Raw genomic sequence first — 24,022 nt, 5'->3', positions numbered from 1 at the left:
GATATGATAAAATTCACTACTATTGTTCATAATTAACTTTATATAAAGGAGACTTATCATGTCAGAAAACAAAAAAGTAAGCTTAGCTGATTTAATGCGCGAACAACTTGCAAAGAAAAAGCAAGGAAATGGAAATGGTTCAAATAATACAAATCAAAGCCAAGCAACAAAAAAATTACAAAACCAACAAACGAAGAAAACAAACAACCAACGTAGACGTACAGGTGTGTAAATGAACGGACAAAAACGATCTAACATTTCATCAGGTCTTGAAGTTGATATTGTATTAAAACAAGATCAACGTACAGGCAAGCTAACAAGAGGAATTGTAAAAGATATTCTAACTAACTCCCCCTCTCATCCGCACGGTATTAAAGTACGATTGCAGGATGGGCAAGTTGGCAGAGTGCAAAATATCGTTCAATAAGAAAAGGAGCTCATTTAAACTTGAGCTCCTTTTTCTTTATTAACCTTTAATTTTCTCGATGAAAACTACTTTTAAATAGTCTCCCTCTTTAAACTGATCAATTGTACGGAAATCTTCTGGTAAAGAATGTTCTTCTAATATTTTATATTTGCCATTCATTTCTTTAAATGCTGTATCGATAAAACCTTTAAACTTTTTCATATCGAACGCGCTACAATTTGTAGAAGCAACGATAATACCGTTATTTTCTGTAATCGCGATTGTTTCTTTTAATAAGTTTTTATAGTCTTTCGCTGCGCTAAATGTATATTTTTTAGAGCGTGCAAAACTTGGAGGATCAAGTACCACCATATCAAATTTCATCTTTTTCTTAGCTGCATATTTGAAATATAGAAATACATCTTCTACAATAATGTCTTGTGCTTCGTAATCAATTTCATTTACACTGAACTGCTCAATCGTTTTACTTAAACTACGATTGGCAAGGTCAACACTTGTTGTTTTACTTGCGCCGCCAAGTGCTGCAAATACAGAGAACGCTCCTGTATAAGAGAACATATTTAAAACCGTTCTTCCTTGTGCATATTTATCACGAATTTGTTTTCGAACGTTACGCTGATCTAAAAATACACCAACCATCGCCCCGTCATTTAAATATACAGCAAAGTTTACACCGTTTTCTTTTACGATAAGTGGGAACTCACCGCGCTCTCCTGCTACAAAATCATCATCTTCAATGTATTTACCTTTCGTATCAAAACGCTTTTTCTCATAGATGCCTTTAAAGTTCGCTACTTTTTGAAGTGCTTCTACGATTTCATCGCGGAAAGTATAAATCCCTTCACTATACCAACTTATTACGTAATAACCGTCATAATAATCGATGATTAAACCACCAAGGCCATCACCTTCACCATTTAGGACACGAAAAGCTGTTGTATCATTTGATTTATAAAAATGTTTTCGTTTATGTAAAGCAGATTTGATTTTACTTTCAAAGAAAGGTTGATTAATTTGCTCTTTCTCTTTTCTTGTTAAAATCCATCCATATCCTTTATTTTGTCTTCCATAATAGCCTTTTCCGATGAATTGGTTCTTCTCATCTACTACTTTGATGATTGTCCCTTCTTCACGTACATCATTTAAATTTTGAATAGCATCTTTTAAAATAAGTGGATATCCACTTTTAATTTCTTTTATAAATTTCGGTTTTATTTTTATAGTTACTTCAGATCGCATGTAATGTCTTCCTTTCCATTTGAATGCTTTCTAATTAGTAGGAAGCATATAAAAAAACAAGGCTAAAAAACAGCCTCGTTTCACTATACCATATTATTGCTTTGCTAGTACAACTAGCTCATTCTCTCCCTTAACCGCCACATATTTACTACATTTTGAAACGGGAATCTTACTGTCCAAAATAATAAAAAAACTTATTTATTTCACATTTACCATTGACAATGATAATGATTTTCATTATCATTTAATGTATATGAGTTCTCGAAAATAAAGGCTACATTTATAGGAGGAATAAAACATGATTATTGTTACAAACACAGCTAAAATTACAAAGGGCAATGGACATAAATTAATTGAGCGTTTTAATAAAGTAGGTCAAGTCGAAACGATGCCAGGCTTTTTAGGATTAGAAGTTCTTTTAACGCAAAATACAGTTGATTATGATGAAGTAACAATTAGCACACGCTGGAATGCAAAAGAAGATTTCCAGGGTTGGACGAAGAGCTCAGCATTTAAAGATGCTCACTCACATCAAGGCGGAATGCCAGAATATATTCTTGATAATAAAATCACTTACTACAATGTTGAAGTTGTACGTATGCCAATGGCTGCAGCACAGTAAACATATTTCTTTTTTAAAGTATAGAATATGAGAAGCGTTACCACTTCTCATATTCTATACTTTTTTTACTGTCTCTTTACTAGTTTCGCATGCACGACTAACCTTCCCGCTTCCGGATCAAGTGCATAGTCACACGTCGAAAGTGTTACGATTTGATCACTTGCTGTCAATTTTGTATCCGTTTTGTACAGCGATTTTTCTTGAATTTTCTCCAAAAATGATGTGTATTCCGTATCGTTGCTAAAATCCGTTTCAATGTAATAAAAATCAGTTGTTGTTGTATACACCGAGAACACTTCAAGATCATATCCTTCAAATAATGTATCGTAATATAATTTACGATGCGACATGAAGAACTCTTCATCTAACATTTTCTTTAAACTTCCAAACATAGAACCATCTTTCATACGGTGACCATATAAAATAGTATTTTGATTTTGAGATTTCACATCATTACGATAGTCCATAAAAATGCTGCCTGCTCTCATATCTTCACCTTTATAATTACGAAATAAATAGTAATCATTGTCTTTCGCCTGAACGATTGGATAATTAATTTGTGTATCGTCCATTGTAATCCATCCAACTATTTCTTGGTTAATTTGCTGCAGAGCTTTGAACTGTTTACGTACTTCCCCATCTTGTGATTGCTCTTCCATCGGACTCTTTTCATAAATGTTTTGTGCTTCGGCCATTACTTTACGATTTTCATAGTAATCCATGAAAATATCACCTAATTCATATACTGAATAGAAAAAGGTACCTAAAAAAACAACTGTAAGTATTCGTTGAAAAAAAGAATTCTTCTTCCGTTCTTTTTTACTACTCAAATTATCACCTCAAAACGGATTGTTCGTATATTTAAATACCCATTGGGACCATATACAACCCTGTATCTTCATCTTGCTTTACAACGACATCTACACCGTATATCGTCTTTATCATACTTTCTGTCACAACATCATTTGGCTTACCTTTCGTAACAATTTCGCCGTCTTTCATAACGATGATATGATCACTATAGCGAATCGCCTGATTGATATCATGTAATACCATAACAATCGTCAATCCATGTACTTCATTTAGCTCTTTTACTAGCTCTAATATTTCAAGTTGATAATAAATATCTAAATAGGTTGTCGGTTCATCTAAAAAGAGCATTGGTGTTTTCTGAGCTAACGTCATGGCAATCCAAACTCGTTGTCTTTCTCCACCAGATAAAGCGTGAATCTCTTTATCACGTTTACTTAGCAAATTCGTACATGCTAAAGCCCTTTCGATTGCTTCTCTATCTTCATCAGTTTGCGAGGAAAAAATATTTTTATGAGGCATACGACCATAACTTGTTAATTTCTCTACCGTCATGTCTGCCGGTGCTTCATTTTGTTGATGGACAACGGCTAACTTTCTAGCAAACTCTTTCGGTTTATATTGACTTATCGCCTTCCCATCGAGTATTATCTCTCCGCTACGAGGGTCGTGATTTCTTGACATCACGCCAAGTAATGTCGATTTCCCGCAACCGTTTGGACCAATAATTGTTGTAATTTTACCAATTTCTATTTCACTACTAACCGACTTTAATCGATCCGTTACATTATCATACGAAAAGGTTACATTTTTAATTTCCATGAACTTTATCACTCTTTCTAAGCAAGAATATTAAGAATGGGCCACCAATCACTGCCATAATCGTCGCTGCTGGAATTTCGTTAGGTGGCACAATTAACCTTCCAATCGTATCCGCCGTCAAAATTAATAACGCTCCTGCAAGAGCAGAAAATGGAATTAATACTTTATGATCCGAACCGACTAGTTGTCTTGAAATGTGCGGAACGAGTAATCCTACGAAAGCAATAACACCTGCAATTGCTGTTGATACTGCTGCTAAAAGTACTGCAATAGCAGAAATAATAAGACGAACTCTCGTCACGTGCAAACCTAAGTTTTTCGCAGTCTTATCTTGTAGCGATAATAAGTTACACCAAGCTCCTACAAACAGAGCAAGAATAAGACCAATTGTTCCATATGTAACCATTATTTCTACATCGCCCCACGTCTTCATCGTTATGTTAGAAGTCGTCGTTTGCTTAATACTCTTAATGAAGTATCCGCAAATCGTAATGAACGATTCATTTAATCCAGTGAACATTGCATTAATAGCTATACCAACTAAAATAATGCGAAGCGGACTTAACCCTGACTTCCATGAAAATGCATAAACGAGATAACATGCAAACGCACCACCTAAAAAGGCGAATACTGGTGTCCAGAAAAAGAATTGCGGGAATAGCGTAATAATAACAAGTGTCATAAAACTTGCTCCAGAAGATATCCCGATTACCCCAGCATCAGCAAGTGGATTTTTCATAACAGCTTGAAAAAGCACACCTGAAACGGCCAGAGCTGCTCCAGTAAATAGTGCAATAATAATACGTGGGAAACGTAAATCTTTAATCACTTCAACATCTTCATTCCCCCCTGTAAATATCCCTTGCACAAGCTCAACAATACCTATTTCTAAACTCCCTTTCATCGCTGACAATGATGTCATAACAATAAGCAATGCAGTAACAATGAGGAAACTCCAAGTTTTTTTATTCATTCCACTCTTCCTTTATATTAAAATGCATCACGGATACATCATTTTTTTCAATTCATCTAACGCTTCAATTGCTGCTAAATTACCTGTCGTCCCAAATAAGCGCTCTTCTAAATCGTAAACACGGCTATTTTTAACTGCAGCGAAATGTTTCCAAATATCATTTGTTTTAAATTCTTTATCAAACATTTTCACAACTTCATCAGGCATACCATGAGCTGCTCGTAAAATAATATCTGGATCAGCTTTTTTTAAATACTCTGTATTAGAAGCTAAATACTCTACTTGTTCACCTTGCACAATATTTTTACCACCTAGTTGTTTCACTAAATCTCCAATATAAGAATGCTCTGTTGCTACTAAATAACTCCCTGGTACACCTAATAAAATAAGCACTGTCGGTTCTTTCTTTCCCTTTACTGCTTTTTTAATTTCTGCAACCTTGTTATCTAACTTCGTTACAACTGCTTCAGCCTGCTTTTCACGTCCATATTGCTTACCTAAATCGCTAATGGAATTTTGCATATTTTTCAAGCTTGTTAAATCTAAAAAGTTTGCTTTCGTGCCCACACCATCAAAAACTGGCTTTAATTCATATTCAAGTGTTGTCACGGATAATACTTCTGACGGCTTTAATGATTTTACCTTTTCCATATCAGGACTCATCGGATTCCCGACTTCAGGTAAACCTTTATATCTCTTTGGTAAATCTTTCGTACTTGTTGGAACACCAACTAAATCTACTTCTAACGCATCCATAATTTCAGTAACAGCAACTGTCGTTGCAACAATTCTCTCTTTACTCTTACTCTTTACCTGTTTTGCTTCTTCTTTTTTGGGCGCCGAGCATCCAGCTATACTCACTAATAGAATGATAGCCATTAGTACACTAGCAATTTTCTTCACTCTCAATCACCACTCCTTTCCAAACAATATGAAACAAGTCTTGATGCATGCGAACATGCATCAAGACTCCAAAAATTACAATCTTCCTGCTCTATATTTACGAACTAGTAAAGCAAGTGACCCAAGCAATAGCACCATGTATAAACCTAGTTGTGCTGTATCTGCCGTTTTTGAGTTTTTCTCTTTTTTCGAATCATTTTTTTGATCTTCTTTTTTCTTCTTAACATCTGCATTTCGGTTAAAATCAGGATTATCTACTTTTTTTACATTATCTACTTTCGGTGTAATCACTGGATTGTTCGGATCATTTTTCGGGTCTTTTTTTGGATCCTCTTTAATCGTTCCTAGCGCACCAATATTGTTTGTATCAAATTGAATTTGTACATCGTAGAAATGGTGGTAGTTCATCTCATCGATGTCTACCTTTACTTTTGCGTTTAATTTTTTAAATAAGTCGTCTACTTCAAATTGCACTACTCGCGTATTTGCATTTTTATCTTCGCTTACTACTTTCGCATCAGCAAATAGCTCATTGTTTTCCGTTTGGAATTTCGTAATCCATGCACTATTTTTCAGCGTCATCTCAATGTACTTTTTACCATCTTTAACGATTAATTTTGCTGGGTTTACAGTGTAGTCATGCATCTTTGAAAGTTCTTCTGTTTTGTCTTTTAACACTTTAAATGTAATATCATATTGACCATCTACTAAATTTTTCGGATCTACTATTACTTTCGGTTTATCATTTCCATCTTTGTTTTCATTTTCACCTTGGTTATCGTTTCCTCCCTGGTTGTCGTTTCCACCTTGGTTATCGTTTCCGCCTTGGTTATCATTTCCACCTTGGTTCCCTAAAGCTTTGATACTATCTTGATCAAATACAAATTGAACATCGTAGAGATGGTGATAATTCATTGAATCAATATCTACTTTTACTTTTGCATTTAATTTTTTAGATAAATCGTTTACTTCTACTTCTACTACTCTTGTATTTTGCTCTTTATTTTCACTTAATACTTTTGCATTAACGAACGAGCCATTCTTCTCAAAATCAAACTTTGTAATCCATGTACTATTTGTTAATGTAAACGATACATATTTCTTACCATCTTTTACTTTCAATACACCTGGGCTTTTTGTGTATGTATTCATCATTGATATTTCATCTGTTTGATCTTTTAATACTTTAAAGCCAATGCTGTATTCACCATCTTTAAGGGCTTTTGGATCAATGGTTGTGTTGTTACCTTGGTTATTGTTCCCGCCTTGGTTGTTGTTTCCGCCTTGGTTGTTGTTTCCGCCTTGGTTATCGTTTCCACCTTGGTTGTTGTTTCCGCCTTGGTTATCGTTTCCGCCTTGGTTATCGTTTCCGCCTTGGTTATCGTTTCCGCCTTGGTTGTTGTTTCCGCCTTGGTTATCGTTTCCACCTTGGTTATCGTTTCCACCTTGGTTGTCTAACGGTTTAATGCTACCTTTATCAAATGCAAATTGAATGTCATAGAAATGGTGATAATTCATTGAATCGATATCTACTTTTACTTTTGCATTTAATTTTTTCGATAAATCTGCTACTTCCACTTCCACTACACGTGTATCAGCTTTCGTATCTTCACTTAATACATTCGCATCAACAAACGAACCATTTTTATCAAATTCAAACTTTGTAATCCAAGCGCTATTCGTTAACGTAAATGATACATACTTCTTACCATCTTTTACTTTTAACACACCTGGACTTTTTGTATATGTGTTCATCATTGATATTTCATCTGTTTGATCTTTTAATGTTTTAAAATTGATGCTGTATTCGCCGTCTTTCATTGTGTCAGCATCTGGCTTTTCTACTTCTGGTTTCTCTACTTCCGGTTTCTCTACTTCTGGTTTCTCTACTTCCGGTTTCTCTACTTCTGGTTTCTCTACTTCCGGTTTCTCTACTTCTGGTTTCTCTACTTCCGGTTTTTCTACTTCTGGTTTCTCTTCGTTTTTAATTTGTTCAAGTTTATCTTGTTCAAATAAAAGTTGCACATCATGTGTTTGCTTATAGTTTCTTGATGCCATTTCGATAAATACTTTTGTATTTAGTTTTTTAGATAAATCGTTTACTTCAAACTCTACTACTCTTGTATCTTTTTCTTTATCTTCACTCACTACTTTTGCATCGATAAATGCACCATCTTTTTCCGTTTGGAAATTTTTAATTAATGAGCTACTTTTTAGTGTTACAATTGCTTTTTTCTTACCATTTTCTACTTTTAATACTCCTGGATTTACCATGTAAGTATTCATCTTAGATTCTTCATCTGTTTGATCTTTTAACACTTTAAATGGAATGCTGTACTCTCCATCTTTAATTGTGTTAGAATTTGGTTGTTGATCTGGGTCAGGCTTTTGGTCGGGCTTCTGACTCGGATCCGGATTTTCATTTGGATCTGGCTTATTAGCTGGGTCCTCTTTTTCATTTGGTTGTTCTACATGAACCGGTGTAATACTATTTTGATCAAATGCAATACGAACATCATAATCATGATGATAATTTAAAAAGTCAATGTCTACTTTTACTTTCGCATTTAATACCTTCTCTACATCGTCCACTTCAAATTCTACGACTCTTGTATCTTTTTCTTTATCTTCATTAATTACATTTGTCGCAACAAACTGACCACTTTTTTCCGTTTCAAACTTTGTAATCCATGAACTATGTTCTAACGTAAAGGATACTTTCTTTTTCCCATTCTTTACTTTTAAAGTTCCTGGACTTACAGAGTATTGATTCATCATGGATTCTTCATCTGATGTGTCTTTAAGAACCTTGAAACCGATTGAATATTCACCGTCAGCTAGTTGACTAGCAGCTTGAACCGCAAGGGGTTGTAATGTTGATACGAATGTAAATACCATTAAAAACATCGCAGCAACAATTTTAAGATATTTATTCAATGGAGTACCTCTCCTTTATTTAGTTTTGACGTACTTTACGAATTAAGAAAACACCTGAAATAAGAAGTAATGCTGCAAATAATCCGATACGTGCTTCATCACTTGTTTTTGGGTTATCTGTTTTTTCAGCTTTCCCACTTTCATTTGTTCCTTTATTTACATCTTTGTTTGTTTCTTTGCTCTCTTCTTTCTTCACTTCTTCTTTTACTTGTGTATTTTTTTGAGTTTGATCTTCATTTTTTGTTGCAGCAGTTTCCTTATTCTCTCCACCTACTGCTTTTACATTTGCATCAAACGCAAAGCGAATTGTGTAGTTATGGTCATAATTTACGTTCGGTACAACAACATGAATTTTTACAGCTGCTGGTTTAGATAGGTCGTCAATTTTAAACTCTACAGTTCTTTTATCTGCAGATTCATCTTTACTAACAACTTTTGCATCAACAAAGTTTCCATTCTCTGGTGCTTTAAATTCTGTAATCCAAGCACTATGATTCATAGGAATTTGTACTCTCATCTCACCATTTTTTACAATTAACTTAGCTGGTTTTTCAAAATAATCATTTGCCATTGAAGCTGAATCATTTTCTGCTTTTTGTATGACATAGTTAATATCGTAAGTACCGTCAGCTACATTTGCCGAAGCTTGTCCACATGGCACTACGAAAAAAGCTAGCATACATACGAATGTCATAATAAAAGCGGGTAATACCGAAAACTTTCTCATTTACCTTACTGCCTCCTTGTTTTTCTTTTTTGAAAATGATAATTATTCTCAATATATAAGAAAAAAATAATCTTTCCATCTCTATTTTATAACGAGTAACAATATGTAGTTAGAAATGTATTGATTATCATTCTCATTGATAGACAAAAAAATAATCCCATCAATTTTTTCTATAAGAATAAACATAAAACTCTTTCATCATTTTATTGATTATCATTCTCAACGAAGTTCAAAAAAAATAAACCGCCTAATTCTATCGTTCTATCACCTCTTCTTACAAAAATGATATAGTCATAGAAAACCTCTTCCCTTCCAATATTTCCACAACTAATTCAATCTTAGCCTACTGGTAAATTTTTTGTCAACTGTATTACGTATAAAATTTTTAATATCTAAATTCTTCTATATATAATTTTTCTACAAAAAAAGAGACTTTCTTTTAAAGAAAGCCTCTTTCCCTTATTTTTCTACAGCAATTTCTTGCTTTTGAAATAAAGAAACTACATATCCAATTGCAATTCCAATGATACCCGGAACTAGCCAACCAATCCCTACACTATATAATGGAATTTTATCTAAAATAGGAGCAAGGGCCGCTACTTGAAGATTTGCATTATGCAATCCATCAAAGAAGCTAATTGCAAATGCGCCTACAATACCGCCTACATACATAGCTAATGGAAGACGAATATAGTTTTCAACAAGTGATAATACGATCAGTACGATACCAATTGGGTAAATTGCAATTAAAATCGGCAATGCTAATGCGTTTAACTGAGTTAAACCAAGATTTGCTACCATAAATGCTAATACAGAGAAAATGAAAACGATTTTTTGATAAGAAAGCTTTGGTAATAACGAAGAAAAATATTCTCCACAAGCTGCAACAATACCTACAGAAGTTGTTAAACATGCTGCTGTAATTGCGATCCCTAATAATAAAGTTCCGTAACTACCAAATAAATGATTCACTACGTTTGTTAAAATAATTCCTCCGTTTGCCCCCATTCCGAGTGAAACACTAGAAGCTCCAAGGTAAGCAAGCGCTAAATAAACTAGTAGTAAACCAAGTGCTGCAATAAATCCTGCAAAGATTGTTACTTTCGCAATACTGTTCTTATTTGTAATACCTTTTGCTTTTAAAGCATTAATGACAACATTTCCGAAAACAAGTGCTGCAAGTCCATCTAAAGTTAAATATCCATCAATAAAACCTTTAAAGAGTGGAGCACTATATGCTTCTGTCGGTGCACCAAACTCTCCCATTGGCGTCATAATTGCTTTCGCTACAATAATTGCAATAACAGCTAATAAAATTGGAGTTAACACTTTACCAATGCGCCCCACTAATTTCGATGGGTTTAAAGCTAAATAGAAAGTTACTGCAAAGAAAATAAATGTAAAGATAACAAGTGGATAGGATTGACCAGCTATCTCACTTGGTAAAAACGGTGCAACACTCATCTCATAAGCAACTGTTCCTGTACGCGGAACACTTACAAATACGCCTAAACATAAATATATTGCAGTGATAAAAACTAGTGCGAATACAGGGTGTACACGTCCCGCTAGCTCATTAATATCTCCCTTTAGAGCTATAACAATTACCCCTAATAAAGGTAATCCAACACCTGTTACGATAAAGCCAAATAACGCGATCCATACATCAGTTCCAGCACCTTGCCCTAACGCCGGCGGGAAAATCATATTACCTGCACCAAAGAATAGTGCAAACAACATTAAACTTATTGCAAACATCTCAGAAAACTTTAAAGATGATTTCATTTCTACTAACCTCCTAATTATTTGATTTACAAAATATTCTGAATTAAAATCCGTCACATATCCTCTTTCAAGCATACTTCCCCGTAAAAGAACGCAAAAAACACCCGTCCCTAACAAAGGGACGAGTGTTGAAATCGTGGTTCCACCCTTATTCTAATAAAATGAATTTATAACGAAATAAGCTCATTTTATAGCTCGTGTAAATTGATAACGGTTTTATCCGCCAAGAATTACAATGCATCATGCATGCAGTTCACTCTTGAAGTTTAGAGGTGGTAAGATTGTCTTTTCGTATTAGGAAGCTCACAGCCTAAGGCTTCCCTCTCTGAGAATCGTAGAAAACAACTCATGTCCTCATCATTACTTTTATAAAATATCTTGTCGAAACTTGTTGTTTTTTATTATATGGGCTATTTTTTAAAAAATCAATAGTTTTATTTTTTCTGACAAAAAAATATAGGGAGAAAATTTTTCCTCCCTATAACTGCCCTATTAAAATTTCTAACTCTTCAGCTGTAACGCTCCGCCACTTTCCTACTTCAAGCTCATTTAATTCTATATTCATAATGCGCACTCGCTTTAGCTTTGTTACAGTAACCCCGAAAGCACGGCTCATTCTACGAATTTGTCTGTTCATTCCTTGTGTTAAAACGATGCGAAATGTAGATTGGCCGACTCTCGTCACTTTGCATGGCTTCGTCATTCCATCTTTAATCTTTACACCGCTGGACATCTCATCAATAAACCAATCTGTAAAAGGTTTATCCACCGTCACAACATATTCTTTCTCGTGCTCATGATCTCCGTGTAAAATTTGATTCGCAATAGCGCCATCATTCGTTAATAAAATGAGCCCTTCCGATGCTTTATCTAATCGTCCAACGGGAAAGATCCGCTCTGGATAATTAATATAATCAATAATATTACCTTCAATATGATCGGCTGCTGTACAAGTGATTCCGACCGGCTTATGAAAGGCGATATACACCTTTTCTTTCTCTTCTTTTGCAATAACCTGTCCATCAATCGTTACAACATCACCATCGCTCACGAGTGCACCGTGCGTACAAATTTCACCGTTAATAGCCACGCGTCCGGTTTTAATAAGACGGTCTGTTTCGCGTCTTGAGCAAGATTTTGCTTCGCTTATGTATTGGTTGATTTTCATAGCTTATTCCTTTTCATATATATTAAAAGCGTCAATCTATGGCAATATCATTATGCCACGATTGACGCTCTTTTACTTCGCAAAAACAACTAAATAAATAACCCCAATCACCAGAAATATTCCGCAACAAGCTAACAATACTTTTGCAAGTTTGTCCATAAACATATAATGGTTTCCCCTTTTGTTTGGTTGTTTGCTATTTTAATTCGACAACTGTTACGCCTAGGCCTCCCTCGCCCATGTCACCGTAGCGGTAGTTTTTCACGCCGCGATGCTTCTTCAAGTAATCTTGTACACCTTGGCGAAGTGCTCCTGTTCCTTTACCGTGAATGATTGATACACGAGGATAACTTGCAAGCTGTGCATCGTCTAAATATTTTTCAACGCGCATCATTGCATCTTCATAACGTTCACCGCGAAGGTCAAGTTCTAATGAAACGTGATAATCTCTACCCTTCACACTTGCGACTGCTTTTTTCTCAGTTTGCTTCGGTGTATTAATGTATTCCATATTGGATTCTTTCACTTTCATCTTCAGAATACCAATTTGTACGCTCCACTCTGTATCACTTACTTTTTCAAGTAGTTGACCTTTTTGACCGAACGTTAACACTTTTACTTCATCGCCTGCTCGTAATTGTTGTTTCGGCGCAGTGTTTTTCACGTTTACTTTTTGTTTCTTCACAAGCTCTGGCGCGGCACCTTCTAGACGGCTCTTCGCTTCAATAAGCTCATGGTCTTTCACGTTTACAAGCTGTGCTTTACGCAATTGACGAAGTTCTTGAATAATGCCTTCTGCTTCTTTCTTCGCAGCTTCGACTTTTTCTTCCCCTTCTTTTTGCACTTTTAATAATTTTTCATCGCGCTCATCGTTAAATTCAATAATTTGTCGCTGTAATTCGCGATGAAGTTTTTCAGATTGCTTACGAAGCGCTTCTGCTTCGTTCCAGTCACGCTCTGCGTTCTTTTGACTTTCTTCTAACTTCGCAATCATATTTTCAATTTTGTTTGTATCTGTACTAATGTGGTTACGTGCTTGATCGATAACTCGATCAGATAATCCAAGGCGTTTCGAAATTTCAAAGGCATTACTACGTCCTGGTACACCGATTAATAATTTATACGTTGGGCTTAATGTATTCACATCAAACTCAACACTCGCATTAATAACTTGCTCACGGTTATATCCGTATGCTTTTAATTCTGGATAATGCGTCGTTGCAACAACGCGAGCACCGCGGTTACATACTTCATCCAAAATTGAAATCGCTAGTGCAGCCCCTTCTTGTGGATCTGTTCCAGCACCTAATTCATCGAATAAAACTAAGCTTTCAAAATCAGCTTTTTCTAAAATATCTACAATGTTCACCATATGTGAGGAGAACGTACTTAAACTTTGTTCAATCGATTGCTCATCACCGATATCAGCAAAGATATTTTTAAATACACAAATCTCTGACTCGTCCATTACTGGAATGTGAAGACCAGATTGCGCCATTAATACACAAATACCAACGGTTTTCAGCGTAACTGTTTTACCACCTGTATTCGGTCCTGTAATAACAATTGTTGTGAAGTCTTTACCGAGCATAATATTATTTGGCACGATAATTTCCGGATCAATAAGCGGATGACGTGCTTGTCTTAAATCCATGTAGCGCTCGTTATTTACAATTGGCTTCGTTGCTTTAATTCGCTTCGCATAAAAAGCTTTCGCAAATATGAAGTCAAGATTAGCAACTACTTCTACGTTAGATAAAACGATATCCGCTTCTACTGCTACTTCTTCTGTTAACATCAATAAGATGCGTTCGATTTCTTGTTTTTCTTTCACACGTGCTTCTTGAAGCGCATTATTTAATTCTACGATTACTTGCGGCTCAATAAATAACGTTTGTCCAGAAGCTGATTGATCGTGAACAATACCGCCATATACGCCGCGGTATTCTTGTTTTACTGGGATTACGTAACGTTCGTTACGAATCGTTACAATCGCGTCAGACAGCATCTTTTGCGCGTTTGAAGAACGCGTCATGTTTTCTAACTTTTCACGAATACGGCTTTCCGCAGTACGGATTTGAGTACGAATACCACGCAGTTTATCACTTGCGCTATCGACTACTTCACCACCATCACCGATGCAATTTGTAATTTTCTTTTCTAAATCATATAAAGATACAATTTGAGCGACATGAGTTTCTAAAATTGGAAGCTCGACACCATTATCAACCATATCTTCAATGAAACGTTTCATATTACGACTACCATACATCGTATTTGCGATATCAAGCAGTTCATTTGGGCTTAACATACTTCCAATCTTTGCACGTTTTACATTTGAGCGAATATCTGTAATACCACCTAATGGTGCACTACCTTTCAGACGAATGACTTTCGCAGCTTCATCCGTCGTATCTTGCAGTTCTACAATTTCTTCAAAATCTGTGCTTGGTACTAAATTCTTCACTTTGTCACGGCCAAGTGAAGAGGCTGTATGTTCAAGTAATTGTTCTTTTACTTTATTGTATTCTAATACACGCAACGTTCTTTCTAACATGTTGCAGGTCCCCCTTGTGTTACTTATTACGTTTAATATAGTCTAATAAACGTTCAATATCCCATGTGTTAATTACGTTATCTTTTTGAATCCAACCTTTACGTGCTGCTGCTACACCTGTTTCCATATCTTCTAACATTTCAAGTGTATGAGCATCCGTATTAATCGCCACTTTTACACCAGCATCTTGTGCTTGTTTTAATAATTTTGCGCTTAAATCTAGACGGTTTGGATTTGCATTTAATTCTAAAACTGTATTTGTTTCTTTTGCGAGCTTGATTAATAAATCTGTATCTACATCGTAACCCTCGCGGCGCCCAAGAAGACGACCTGTCGGATGGGCAATCATTGTGACATGCTTATTCTCCAGCGCAGTGCGAAGACGTTTCATAATCGTTTCACGGTCTTGTGAGAAGCTAGAGTGAATCGCCCCAATGACATAATCTAATTCTGCTAATACTTCATCATCAAAATCAAGTGTCGCATCTGGTAAAATGTCCATTTCAATTCCGCGTAAAATTGTAATGTCTGGATACTTTTCATTCATACGCTCAATTTCTTTCGCTTGCTCGCGAAGACGCTCTTTCGTTAAACCATTCGCTACTTTCAAGTATTGTGAGTGGTCCGTAATCGCCATAAACTTATATCCACGAGCGCGGCATGCTTGTACCATTTCTTCAATTGAAAAGGCACCGTCACTCCATGTTGTATGCATATGTAAATCACCTTGTATATCAGAGAACTGAATTAAGTTTGGATACTCTTTAATTAATTCAATTTCTTTTCCATCTTCACGTACTTCTGGCGGAATAAACGGAAGACCGAAATGAGCAAAGAACTCCTCTTCTGTTTCAAATGTCTTTACTTCGCCTGTTTCTAAGTTTTCCACACCGTACTCACTAATTTTCTCGCCTCTATCTTTCGCGATTTGGCGCATTTTTACGTTATGGTCTTTTGATCCCGTGAAATGGTGAAGAGTTGTAATAAACTCTTCTGGTTTTACTAAGCGGAAGTCAATTGAAATATCATATTCATATTGAAGACGAACAGATACTTTCGTATCTCCACTTGCAATCACTTCAATCATATTATCGAATTGTAATAAATGTTCGCGTACTACTGCTGGCTCCGTCGTTGCAATAATGAAATCTAAATCTTTTACTGTCTCACGAACACGGCGTAAACTACCAGCGCGAGAGAAACGAATTATTTCAGCAACATTCGACAATTTCTCCTCTATTTCCCCGGCAATAGGCAATACCATTGCGATTGGTAAACGCTCTGGACGAGATCCTACTTGATCGATTGCTTCTAATATTTTCTCTTCTGTCTTCTTACCGAAACCTGCTAAAGCTTGTACTTTATTTTCCTCACAAACCGCTTTTAGCGATTCCATATCAACAACACCAAGTTCTTTATATAACTTAGCTACCTTTTTACCACCAAGGCCTGGCAATTTTAATAGCGGTAATAAGCTACTTGGCACTTCTTGTTCAAGCTCTTGTAACACTTCAGATGTTCCCGATTCTATATATTCTTGAATAACTGCTGCTGTTCCTTTTCCAATGCCCGGAATCTTCGTGAAATCTTCAATCTCAGAAAGACTACGATCATCACTTTCTAGTGCTGCTGCCGCTTTACGAAATGCAGATATTTTAAATGGATTCGCGCCCTTTAGTTCCATAAACAGGCCGATTGTCTCTAATAATTTAATAACTTGTTTTTTATTTACTTTCATCATTGCCCCGCCTTTCTTTCATAGAAAAAAACTCCTCTTTCCGAAAAAAGAGAAGTTATACTTTGCTACCTGTCTGCCATAGTTCCTTCACCTTTTCAGAGAGAATCGGTGTATCGTCTACAATTATTTTGCTAATTGATGATTTTTGTAATGGTGTTTGTATTTGTTCAATTGGAAGGATGTTTCCAACGATAATTAAAACAAACAAAATAATATATACTTCTAAAAATCCGAGGATTGCCCCCGCAAACGCATTGACTTGCTTTAAAACCGGTATTTCTGCAAATATATTTAACAAATTACCAAGTAATGAAAGTGCAATTTTTGTAATAATAAACAATATGATAAACGCAAGTGCTTGATAAAATACTGTCTCAATATTATTTGCATCAATCCATTCTGGAACAGATACGTTTTTATCAAATGGATACGGAATAAATTTCGCAAGTGCTGGCGCTAAATCTTTACAGTACCAGTATGCAACAAGGTATGCGATAATAAAGCTTGTTAACTTTACAAGTTGCAGAATAAACCCTCTGCGTAAGCCGAGGAAAAATCCCATAACAAGCAGTAAAATGATAATAATATCAATCATGTTATTCCATTCCTTTTTTTGTCATACTTTCTTTCAATTTCTCATGTTCTTCTTTTAATTTTATGTAATCGTGTATGACGTTTACCGCCGTCAATACCGCTAGTCTACTCGTGTCAAGCGAAGGATTCTTGGCATTGAGTTCGCGCATTTTATCATCCACAATCGCTGCTACCATGCGGATATGACTTGTACTTTCATCGCCAACAACTGAATATTGTTGACCATAGATTTCTACATTAATTCGACTTTTCTTTCCCTTTTGTTGTGACAACTCACCGGCCTCCAATCACGTACAGAATCCTAAAGTTTATCATACCATGAACCATCATATTATGGAAACAGAAAGAACAATCCGATATGATAAAAATAACAATATAAAAAAAGGGGCGACCACTATGTCAAATTCTATCGTAATTCAAACAAATTCTACAGTAATTGAAGACATGAAACAACAATATAAACAATCGCTTAGCCCGAAAATTCCACAAGGCGGAATCTTCATGGCAAAGGTGCCATCTTGCACAATTACAGCGTATAAATCTGGAAAAGTAATGTTCCAAGGTGGACGCGCTGAAGCAGAAGCTTCTCGTTGGCAAACTGTCTCTCAAACACCGAAAACAACTGTAAAAAAATCTGTCGATTCACACCGTTATGCACCGCCCGCTTCCATCAGTACAATGTCTATCGTAGGATCAGATGAAGTTGGTACTGGTGATTTCTTCGGACCGATGACAGTAGTTGCTGTATATGTGGATGCGAAGCAAATTCCACTTTTAAAAGAACTTGGTGTAAAAGACTCTAAAAACTTAAATGACGATCAAATTACTGCCATTGCAAAACAACTTCTACACGTTGTTCCTTACAGCTCTCTTGTCCTTCATAATGAAAAATATAACGAGCTATTTGATAAAGGAAACAACCAAGGTAAGTTAAAAGCTTTACTACATAATAAAGCCATTACAAACTTATTAGCCAAAATTGCACCTACAAAACCTGAAGGCGTCTTAATCGACCAATTCACACAACCTGATACATACTACAAATATTTAGCAAAACAAAAGCAGGTACAGCGTGAAAATGTTTACTTCGCAACAAAAGGTGAAAGCGTCCATTTAGCAGTAGCCGCAGCTTCTATTTTAGCTCGTTACTCATTCGTAAAACAGTTTAACGAACTAAGCAAAAAAGCTGGTATGCCACTTCCAAAAGGTGCCGGTAAACAAGTTGATATCGCCGCTGCTAAATTAATTCAAAAGCTTGGTAAAGAACGATTACCCGAGTTTGTGAAAATGCATTTCGCTAATAAGGAGAAGGCGTTTCGCTTATTAAAATAGTATCGACAAAAACAGGAGCCTACAAACTCCTGTTTTTTTGTTTCAACCTACTATTGTCCTTGTAATTTTGTTACAATTATAATATACAGATTATTCTAACACGGGAGGAGATTCCCATTGCTACTTCTACAAATGATTCTAAATATCTTACTAGGCGATCCACACGAAAGACAGTTCGAAATTAGAGAAAACATTCAGCTACTAAGTGAACAACCAGCGTTCAACGATTTAATAGAACGATATGGTCGATCTTTCTTATTAAACTTTCGGATTCGAAGATTTATCGGGAAACACGATGCCCGCTTGTTAATACATAATCCAGCAAAACTACAACACTTCTGTGAGGAACTTGAGTTTATGATTAGAAGAAAAAGATTGTTTACATAAGGAGGGAATTCATATGAACGCTGTAAAAGTTAAAAAGTTATTATATGTTTTCGTACACCTCGTGGGCCCACTTTCTTACCTTACCATTTCTACCATTTGGGGAGTTTTTTTCACTACTAAATCCACATTCGAAAATATATCTGATAATCTTGGTGTGATGGCCATCTATTACGTGCTCATGAGCTTACTATGGTTTTTCTATTTAGATCGATTAGACAAAGATGTAGATAACATTACAAAAGAGATTAATGATAATAAGATGTAATTCATAAAAAAAGGAGAGTCGCCAAGACTCTCCTTTTTTATGTTAGCTTCGTTTCTGCTTCTTATTTGATGAAGATACTTTATGAGAACCTGTTTCATGTGTCGTCGTTCCTTGTCCTTCTACTTCTGGAGAACCTAGGCTTGATCTTGAATGATCTTTTTTCACTTTTCCACTCATTTATATTCACCCCTTCGCATTACTTTTTGCTACGAGGTAATAAACTATTCAAAATAAAAAGCGAGAGGAAATCCTCTCGCTTTTTTATATTTTAGAATTCAGAAGAACCTGGAGTTCTTGGGAATGGAATTACGTCACGGATGTTAGCCATGCCAGTGATGTACATTAGGAAGCGCTCGAAACCTAGACCGAATCCAGCGTGTTTTGTACCGCCGTATTTTCTAAGTTCTAAGTACCACCAATAATCCTCTTCGTTCATGCCTAGTTCTTTAATTCTGTCTACTAAAACGTCCATTCTTTCTTCACGTTGACTTCCGCCGATTAATTCGCCGATGCCAGGAACTAGAAGGTCAGTAGCAGCTACTGTTTTACCATCTTCGTTCATACGCATGTAGAATGCCTTAATGTCTTTTGGATAGTCTGTTACGAATACAGGGTGTTTGAAGATTTCTTCTGATAAGTATCTTTCATGCTCTGTTTGTAAATCAATACCCCATTCTACCGGGTATTTGAAGTCAGCACCTGATTCTTGAAGTACTTTAATTGCTTCTGTATATGTGATACGACCGAAGTCAGAGTTAATCACGTTGTTCATGCGCTCTAGAACTGTTTTATCAACGAAGCTGTTGAAGAAGTCCATTTCTTCTGGTGCATGCTCTAGTACGTATTTCATTGCATATTTCAGCATATCTTCTGTAAGATCCATTACATCGCCTAACTCAGCGAATGCAATCTCAGGCTCAACCATCCAGAACTCAGCTGCGTGACGAGTTGTGTTTGAGTTTTCCGCACGGAATGTAGGTCCAAATGTATAAACATCACGGAATGCTAATGCATAAGCTTCAGCGTTCAGCTGTCCACTTACTGTTAAGTTTGTTTCTTTAGCGAAGAAGTCTTTTGATTCATCAACTTGTCCGTCTTCACCTTTTGGTACGTTGTTTAAATCTTGTGTTGTTACACGGAACATTTCGCCTGCACCTTCTGTATCACTACCAGTGATGATTGGTGTGTGAACATGTACGAATCCACGCTCTTGGAAGAACTGGTGAATCGCAAATGCTGCGATAGAACGTACACGGAACGTTGCAGAGAATGCATTTGTTCTTGGACGTAAGTGAGCGATTGTACGTAAGTATTCAAACGTATGACGCTTCTTTTGAAGTGGGTAATCAGAATCTGATAAGCCCTCGATATCAATTTTTTCTGCTTTAATTTCAAATGGTTGCTTCGCTCCAGGCGTTGCAATTACTTTACCTTCTACTTTAACTGAAGAGCTAAGTGGAAGCTTTGCAATTTCTTTGAAGTTCTCTAATTCTGTATCGAAAACGATTTGAACGCTTTTGAAGAAGCTACCGTCGTTTAATTCGATGAAACCAAAAGCTTTTGAATCACGTAAGTTACGAATCCACCCTGATACTTGTACTGTTTGATCTGCATACTTTTCTGTATCTCTATACAGACTTTTTACTAATGTGTTTTCCATAGTGAAATTCTCCTTTGCTGATTATATTTAAATACAAAAAAACCTTTCATCCATAAAGGGACGAAAGGTTAAACTTCGCGGTACCACCCAATTTGTCATAAAGACCAACTTTAACTCGTATGTAATACATACTTCCCGGTTTGTAACAGGCCGGATTCCCGTCTAAGTCTACTCTTGAATACAAGCTTCAATTTCGGTTAGCAACTCCAAGGTGTTCTTCACATATACCGCCTCATCAGGCTCTCACCGTCCCTGACTCGCTTTGGATTATAGTATATACTACTTTTCCTTATCATCGTCTTTCATTTTGTTAAACTAAAATTAATGTACTACATTCGAGAGAAAGATGCAAGATGCCTTGATATACATAGGCGAAATTTCGAATATATAGTCGATTCAACAATCATCCCTGTAAAAATACCCTCTATTTAACAAATCTAATATTTTGGCCTCATCATCATAAAGTGATTTACAAAACCTGCCACTATTTTTCTATATCTTTCTTCTTCATGATCTCCAATCTCTAAAATCCCTGGTTCATTATCATTGACATAACTCTTTTTTGCTAATGCAGCTAGCGTTTTATCTGTAATAGAACTACTCATTATTCCCATCTCCCCATAAATCATATATATTAATTATATAGCTTTTTTTAGGAGGGAAAATAGTGACTAAAACAAAAAAGAGAAATATTATAATTTTAACTATTTTAATTCTACTAATAACATGTACCGCATATATAATCCATAATAGAAATACAACAAAAGAAAGAGCTGCTGAAGTTGCAATAAAACATATGAAAACAGAGGAAAATATTGATGTAACAGTTACTAAAGTTGAAATTCAACACATGATGCGTGAAGGTTTTATCGATATCAAAGGTCATACTAAAAATGATAAAAATAGAAAGTTTCATGTCACAATAAATAAAACTCAAAATTATTCAGTCATGGGTTGGGGATTAGATGACCTAAAATAAAAGAACACACAGTAATTAACTATGTGTTCTTTCAGAGTGTTGAGAAACCCTTTAGGACTTCCAACACTCTGAAAAGCCAATACCTTATAAGATATTAGCTTTCTTCAAAATTAAAGTGAATTATATTTTTTTACTTGTAAAGGAATAGATATAACATATAGATCTATAGCATAAGTAATAATTAAAATCCCTTTACCTTCATCAGCAAATTTTGCTTGCAGAAACTTTTCTGCGACTTTTCTTTTCCCCCATTTTTTCGGCAACCACTCCCACCCTATGAACATAATAATAATTGTCCCCCACTTAACTAATTTAATATTTTGGACCCATCATCATAAAGTGATTCGCGAAACTTTCCACTGCTTTTCTATACCTCTCTAAATCACCTTGTATTTTTCTAAATTCATCAATTCTATAGACTAGTTCTTTGTCTACTTCACTTAATCTTCTTTCAATTTCTTTTGCTGTATTCCCTTGCCAACTATGTTCTAATAATATCTTAATTGAACTTACGTTTTTTCTATGATTCTCTAAATCTAAAATACATGATTCTAAATCATTTTTTGCGCCTACTACATCGATAGCATGTCCAATAACATCATAATTTTTCACAAAAATCCCCCATCCCCACTTAACCTTGCTCATCCACATTTTTAAATTTATCGGCTTGTTGTTCAATAAAATCGGCTTCTGAACGAATACGCTCCATATATCCCCTTTGAAACCCATATACGCCATATGTAATTGTATTAATCAGATTCCCATCTACGCTAGCCGGCGATTGATGTAATATATTAATAATTTTGTTACTCGTTTGTACCAACTTTTGATTAATGTCATCAATTTCTCTTTTTAAATCCTTAGCAATTTGCTTAACCTCTTCCACTGATAAACGAATTGTTATTTCACCTGCACGAGGTGAACCCAAAATCCGTTCTCCAGTTTCTCCATCAAATATATTCTCCATATTAAAGTGGCCATATTTATCAAACATATAACGATCCATACTATGATATTTTGGTAGCGGACCACCAACGAACGATGCAATACCTCTTAATGCGTTATAAACAAAAAATGAAGGTTTCAAAAGAAAAGTAAACATACTACTTGTTTCTTGAACTATATCATTATTTTGTACACCTGTATCATTTGTATGATACACATGTCCTATCCTACCTCTTTTATCATTATCATTCCCTTTAAACCCTGTAAATACAGTATCATAGGGATCTCCCACACTTGTAATTTGGTTCTTATAATCACCACGTAAAGCTTTTTCTTTCTTATCCTTAGGTAACAGATCAATTACATTTGGTGCTTCATAACTTACAGCATTAATATCATTCATAACACCTGTATATTCTGATAAACCGCCACCCAAAGAATGGCCTGTTAAAGTTAATTTATAACCTTCAAATTCTTTTTCACCAGCTATTTGATTTTTAACTTTCTTCACTAAATCATCAGCATAAGTAAATTGATTTTCCGCAATTACTTGTTGTGCCCTTTCTTTTGCCAGAGCAAAATTTGCTTGATACGTTAAAGGAAGAGAAGACGTATCCAATTTATTCAATTGATCTAGGCTATCTTGGTTTTTTCTTAAACGATTACCAACAACGTCTAAAAGATCTGCATCATAAAAATCAGGGCCTTCTTGAGAACCTCTAAAAGCGATTACAATTTGTTTTGTTTCTTCATTTTTATAAACAGTAGCATCAAAACTATTTTTCTCATCGTGTAAAATTGCACCCTTAATATTTACAGGTCTCCAAACTTCTACATGGTTTCCAATCTTTACACGTTCATTAGAAGCATCACGATAACTACTATCTGCTAAATGAGCAAGAGTTTTATCTGTAACAGAACTAGTCATGACTTTCATCCCCTTATACATTATATAACTTATTTCAGGAGGGAAAATAGTGACTAAAACAAAAAAGAGAAATATTATAATTTTAACTATTTTAATTCTACTAATAACATGTACCGCATATATAATCCATAATAGAAATACAACACATGATGCGTGAAGGTTTTATCGATATCGAAGGTCATACTAAAAATGATAAAAATAAAAAATTTCATGTCACAATAAAT

At 35.4% G+C, this 24,022-nt stretch carries 26 protein-coding genes and 2 other annotated features; of the genes, 7 read left to right on the top strand and 19 right to left on the bottom strand.

The window, feature by feature from the left end:
• Positions 1 to 58: 58 nt before the first annotated feature.
• Both BAU23_RS30315 and BAU23_RS22905 read left to right on the top strand, forming a co-directional pair.
• On the top strand, positions 59 to 232 hold the full coding sequence (locus BAU23_RS30315; protein WP_001293584.1) for a hypothetical protein: 174 nt from the start codon (positions 59 to 61) through the stop codon (positions 230 to 232).
• Positions 233 to 427, top strand: coding sequence for a YwbE family protein (locus BAU23_RS22905; protein WP_001014316.1), 195 nt, complete (start codon positions 233 to 235; stop codon positions 425 to 427).
• 39 nt (positions 428 to 466) lie between these two features.
• On the opposite strand, the gene BAU23_RS22900 is transcribed toward BAU23_RS22905, so the two are convergent.
• A complete protein-coding gene (locus BAU23_RS22900; protein WP_001255949.1) occupies positions 467 to 1,666 on the bottom strand; it encodes a class I SAM-dependent rRNA methyltransferase in 1,200 nt (399 codons plus the stop codon).
• A 298-nt stretch (positions 1,667 to 1,964) separates the two neighbouring features.
• Here BAU23_RS22900 and isdG point away from each other — a divergent pair, with 298 nt between their 5' ends.
• A complete protein-coding gene (isdG, locus tag BAU23_RS22895) occupies positions 1,965 to 2,288 on the top strand; it encodes a heme oxygenase (protein WP_000587825.1) in 324 nt (107 codons plus the stop codon).
• 65 nt (positions 2,289 to 2,353) lie between these two features.
• Here isdG and srtB read toward each other — a convergent pair whose 3' ends face one another.
• The 12 genes from srtB to zapA form a co-directional block, all read right to left on the bottom strand.
• Positions 2,354 to 3,118 carry a class B sortase gene (gene srtB, locus BAU23_RS22890; protein WP_071735194.1) on the bottom strand — a complete coding sequence of 255 codons (765 nt, stop codon included), beginning with the start codon at positions 3,116 to 3,118 and terminating at the stop codon, positions 2,354 to 2,356.
• A gap of 31 nt (positions 3,119 to 3,149) precedes the next feature.
• Positions 3,150 to 3,920 carry an ABC transporter ATP-binding protein gene (locus tag BAU23_RS22885; RefSeq protein ID WP_000403736.1) on the bottom strand — a complete coding sequence of 257 codons (771 nt, stop codon included), beginning with the start codon at positions 3,918 to 3,920 and terminating at the stop codon, positions 3,150 to 3,152.
• Positions 3,910 to 4,893, bottom strand: a complete 984-nt coding sequence (locus tag BAU23_RS22880; RefSeq protein ID WP_001036828.1) for a FecCD family ABC transporter permease — start codon at positions 4,891 to 4,893, stop codon at positions 3,910 to 3,912. Before BAU23_RS22880 ends, BAU23_RS22885 begins: the two co-directional genes overlap by 11 nt.
• Before the next feature lie 27 nt (positions 4,894 to 4,920).
• Positions 4,921 to 5,802 (bottom strand): heme ABC transporter substrate-binding protein IsdE, encoded by an 882-nt coding sequence (gene isdE / locus BAU23_RS22875; protein ID WP_071735193.1) that lies wholly within the window; start codon positions 5,800 to 5,802, stop codon positions 4,921 to 4,923.
• Between the two features lie 69 nt (positions 5,803 to 5,871).
• Positions 5,872 to 8,733: an NEAT domain-containing protein gene (locus BAU23_RS22870; RefSeq protein ID WP_071735192.1), complete on the bottom strand. Its 2,862-nt coding sequence runs from the start codon at positions 8,731 to 8,733 to the stop codon at positions 5,872 to 5,874.
• Between the two features lie 19 nt (positions 8,734 to 8,752).
• Positions 8,753 to 9,460: a heme uptake protein IsdC gene (isdC, locus tag BAU23_RS22865; protein ID WP_071735191.1), complete on the bottom strand. Its 708-nt coding sequence runs from the start codon at positions 9,458 to 9,460 to the stop codon at positions 8,753 to 8,755.
• A 459-nt stretch (positions 9,461 to 9,919) separates the two neighbouring features.
• Positions 9,920 to 11,245 (bottom strand): branched-chain amino acid transport system II carrier protein BrnQ6, encoded by a 1,326-nt coding sequence (brnQ6, locus tag BAU23_RS22860; protein ID WP_071735190.1) that lies wholly within the window; start codon positions 11,243 to 11,245, stop codon positions 9,920 to 9,922.
• Between the two features lie 114 nt (positions 11,246 to 11,359).
• Positions 11,360 to 11,615: a binding site (T-box leader), on the bottom strand.
• Positions 11,616 to 11,723: 108 nt separating this feature from the next.
• On the bottom strand, positions 11,724 to 12,413 hold the full coding sequence (locus BAU23_RS22855) for a 23S rRNA pseudouridine(2604) synthase RluF (RefSeq protein ID WP_071735189.1): 690 nt from the start codon (positions 12,411 to 12,413) through the stop codon (positions 11,724 to 11,726).
• Between the two features lie 196 nt (positions 12,414 to 12,609).
• Positions 12,610 to 14,970, bottom strand: coding sequence for an endonuclease MutS2 (locus BAU23_RS22850; protein ID WP_016130311.1), 2,361 nt, complete (start codon positions 14,968 to 14,970; stop codon positions 12,610 to 12,612).
• A 19-nt stretch (positions 14,971 to 14,989) separates the two neighbouring features.
• Positions 14,990 to 16,708, bottom strand: coding sequence for a DNA polymerase/3'-5' exonuclease PolX (gene polX, locus BAU23_RS22845; RefSeq protein WP_071735188.1), 1,719 nt, complete (start codon positions 16,706 to 16,708; stop codon positions 14,990 to 14,992).
• Between the two features lie 55 nt (positions 16,709 to 16,763).
• On the bottom strand, positions 16,764 to 17,303 hold the full coding sequence (locus BAU23_RS22840) for a CvpA family protein (RefSeq protein WP_071735187.1): 540 nt from the start codon (positions 17,301 to 17,303) through the stop codon (positions 16,764 to 16,766).
• A 1-nt stretch (position 17,304) separates the two neighbouring features.
• The gene (zapA, locus tag BAU23_RS22835) at positions 17,305 to 17,574 is read right to left on the bottom strand and encodes a cell division protein ZapA (RefSeq protein WP_000082701.1); all 270 of its coding nucleotides are present in this window, start codon (positions 17,572 to 17,574) and stop codon (positions 17,305 to 17,307) included.
• A 124-nt stretch (positions 17,575 to 17,698) separates the two neighbouring features.
• On the opposite strand from zapA, the gene rnhC reads away from it, so the two are divergent.
• The 3 genes from rnhC to BAU23_RS22820 all read left to right on the top strand — a co-directional run bounded on the left by rnhC (position 17,699) and on the right by BAU23_RS22820 (position 19,286).
• Positions 17,699 to 18,634, top strand: coding sequence for a ribonuclease HIII (gene rnhC, locus BAU23_RS22830; protein WP_071735186.1), 936 nt, complete (start codon positions 17,699 to 17,701; stop codon positions 18,632 to 18,634).
• Between the two features lie 117 nt (positions 18,635 to 18,751).
• Complete coding sequence (locus BAU23_RS22825; protein ID WP_071735185.1) at positions 18,752 to 19,021, top strand: hypothetical protein; 270 nt, start codon at positions 18,752 to 18,754, stop codon at positions 19,019 to 19,021.
• A gap of 13 nt (positions 19,022 to 19,034) precedes the next feature.
• Complete coding sequence (locus BAU23_RS22820) at positions 19,035 to 19,286, top strand: hypothetical protein (RefSeq protein WP_000994752.1); 252 nt, start codon at positions 19,035 to 19,037, stop codon at positions 19,284 to 19,286.
• A gap of 42 nt (positions 19,287 to 19,328) precedes the next feature.
• On the opposite strand, the gene BAU23_RS22815 is transcribed toward BAU23_RS22820, so the two are convergent.
• The 3 genes from BAU23_RS22815 to BAU23_RS22805 all read right to left on the bottom strand — a co-directional run bounded on the left by BAU23_RS22815 (position 19,329) and on the right by BAU23_RS22805 (position 21,551).
• The gene (locus BAU23_RS22815) at positions 19,329 to 19,463 is read right to left on the bottom strand and encodes a YuzL family protein (RefSeq protein ID WP_000015593.1); all 135 of its coding nucleotides are present in this window, start codon (positions 19,461 to 19,463) and stop codon (positions 19,329 to 19,331) included.
• A 91-nt stretch (positions 19,464 to 19,554) separates the two neighbouring features.
• Positions 19,555 to 20,946 (bottom strand): asparagine--tRNA ligase, encoded by a 1,392-nt coding sequence (asnS, locus tag BAU23_RS22810; RefSeq protein WP_071735184.1) that lies wholly within the window; start codon positions 20,944 to 20,946, stop codon positions 19,555 to 19,557.
• A 53-nt stretch (positions 20,947 to 20,999) separates the two neighbouring features.
• Positions 21,000 to 21,251, bottom strand: a binding site (T-box leader).
• Between the two features lie 132 nt (positions 21,252 to 21,383).
• Positions 21,384 to 21,551 (bottom strand): hypothetical protein, encoded by a 168-nt coding sequence (locus BAU23_RS22805; protein WP_000099003.1) that lies wholly within the window; start codon positions 21,549 to 21,551, stop codon positions 21,384 to 21,386.
• 62 nt (positions 21,552 to 21,613) lie between these two features.
• On the opposite strand from BAU23_RS22805, the gene BAU23_RS22800 reads away from it, so the two are divergent.
• Positions 21,614 to 21,925: a hypothetical protein gene (locus BAU23_RS22800; RefSeq protein WP_000167951.1), complete on the top strand. Its 312-nt coding sequence runs from the start codon at positions 21,614 to 21,616 to the stop codon at positions 21,923 to 21,925.
• Positions 21,926 to 22,035: 110 nt separating this feature from the next.
• On the opposite strand, the gene BAU23_RS30310 is transcribed toward BAU23_RS22800, so the two are convergent.
• From BAU23_RS30310 to BAU23_RS22790, 3 genes are read right to left on the bottom strand one after another with little or no spacing between them, the layout of a single operon-like run.
• A complete protein-coding gene (locus BAU23_RS30310) occupies positions 22,036 to 22,188 on the bottom strand; it encodes a hypothetical protein (RefSeq protein ID WP_165444499.1) in 153 nt (50 codons plus the stop codon).
• A gap of 49 nt (positions 22,189 to 22,237) precedes the next feature.
• Positions 22,238 to 22,537, bottom strand: a complete 300-nt coding sequence (locus BAU23_RS22795) for a hypothetical protein (RefSeq protein ID WP_000800687.1) — start codon at positions 22,535 to 22,537, stop codon at positions 22,238 to 22,240.
• A 19-nt stretch (positions 22,538 to 22,556) separates the two neighbouring features.
• Positions 22,557 to 23,798, bottom strand: coding sequence for a hypothetical protein (locus BAU23_RS22790; RefSeq protein ID WP_000204635.1), 1,242 nt, complete (start codon positions 23,796 to 23,798; stop codon positions 22,557 to 22,559).
• Between the last annotated feature and the right edge of the window lie 224 nt (positions 23,799 to 24,022).

The organism is Bacillus nitratireducens, from assembly GCF_001884135.1.
GTDB lineage: Bacteria > Bacillota > Bacilli > Bacillales > Bacillaceae_G > Bacillus_A > Bacillus_A nitratireducens.
The sequence above is the reverse complement of the archived record's forward strand: the minus strand, read 5'-3'. Positions and strand labels throughout refer to the sequence as shown.

Excerpts from the sequence above, each read along its gene's own strand:
- polX (WP_071735188.1), bottom strand. The coding sequence starts at position 16,708 with ATGAAAGTAAATAAAAAACAAGTTATTAAATTATTAGAGACAATCGGC.
- BAU23_RS22885 (WP_000403736.1), bottom strand. The coding sequence starts at position 3,920 with ATGGAAATTAAAAATGTAACCTTTTCGTATGATAATGTAACGGATCGA.
- BAU23_RS22905 (WP_001014316.1), top strand. The coding sequence starts at position 233 with ATGAACGGACAAAAACGATCTAACATTTCATCAGGTCTTGAAGTTGAT.
- BAU23_RS22850 (WP_016130311.1), bottom strand. The coding sequence starts at position 14,970 with ATGTTAGAAAGAACGTTGCGTGTATTAGAATACAATAAAGTAAAAGAA.
- BAU23_RS22790 (WP_000204635.1), bottom strand. The coding sequence starts at position 23,798 with ATGACTAGTTCTGTTACAGATAAAACTCTTGCTCATTTAGCAGATAGT.
- brnQ6 (WP_071735190.1), bottom strand. The coding sequence starts at position 11,245 with ATGAAATCATCTTTAAAGTTTTCTGAGATGTTTGCAATAAGTTTAATG.
- BAU23_RS22900 (WP_001255949.1), bottom strand. The coding sequence starts at position 1,666 with ATGCGATCTGAAGTAACTATAAAAATAAAACCGAAATTTATAAAAGAA.
- BAU23_RS22855 (WP_071735189.1), bottom strand. The coding sequence starts at position 12,413 with ATGAAAATCAACCAATACATAAGCGAAGCAAAATCTTGCTCAAGACGC.
- BAU23_RS22815 (WP_000015593.1), bottom strand. The coding sequence starts at position 19,463 with ATGAGTGGAAAAGTGAAAAAAGATCATTCAAGATCAAGCCTAGGTTCT.
- BAU23_RS22840 (WP_071735187.1), bottom strand. The coding sequence starts at position 17,303 with ATGATTGATATTATTATCATTTTACTGCTTGTTATGGGATTTTTCCTC.
- BAU23_RS30315 (WP_001293584.1), top strand. The coding sequence starts at position 59 with ATGTCAGAAAACAAAAAAGTAAGCTTAGCTGATTTAATGCGCGAACAA.
- BAU23_RS22805 (WP_000099003.1), bottom strand. The coding sequence starts at position 21,551 with ATGAGTAGTTCTATTACAGATAAAACGCTAGCTGCATTAGCAAAAAAG.
- BAU23_RS22880 (WP_001036828.1), bottom strand. The coding sequence starts at position 4,893 with ATGAATAAAAAAACTTGGAGTTTCCTCATTGTTACTGCATTGCTTATT.
- isdG (WP_000587825.1), top strand. The coding sequence starts at position 1,965 with ATGATTATTGTTACAAACACAGCTAAAATTACAAAGGGCAATGGACAT.
- rnhC (WP_071735186.1), top strand. The coding sequence starts at position 17,699 with ATGTCAAATTCTATCGTAATTCAAACAAATTCTACAGTAATTGAAGAC.
- isdC (WP_071735191.1), bottom strand. The coding sequence starts at position 9,460 with ATGAGAAAGTTTTCGGTATTACCCGCTTTTATTATGACATTCGTATGT.
- asnS (WP_071735184.1), bottom strand. The coding sequence starts at position 20,946 with ATGGAAAACACATTAGTAAAAAGTCTGTATAGAGATACAGAAAAGTAT.
- BAU23_RS22820 (WP_000994752.1), top strand. The coding sequence starts at position 19,035 with ATGAACGCTGTAAAAGTTAAAAAGTTATTATATGTTTTCGTACACCTC.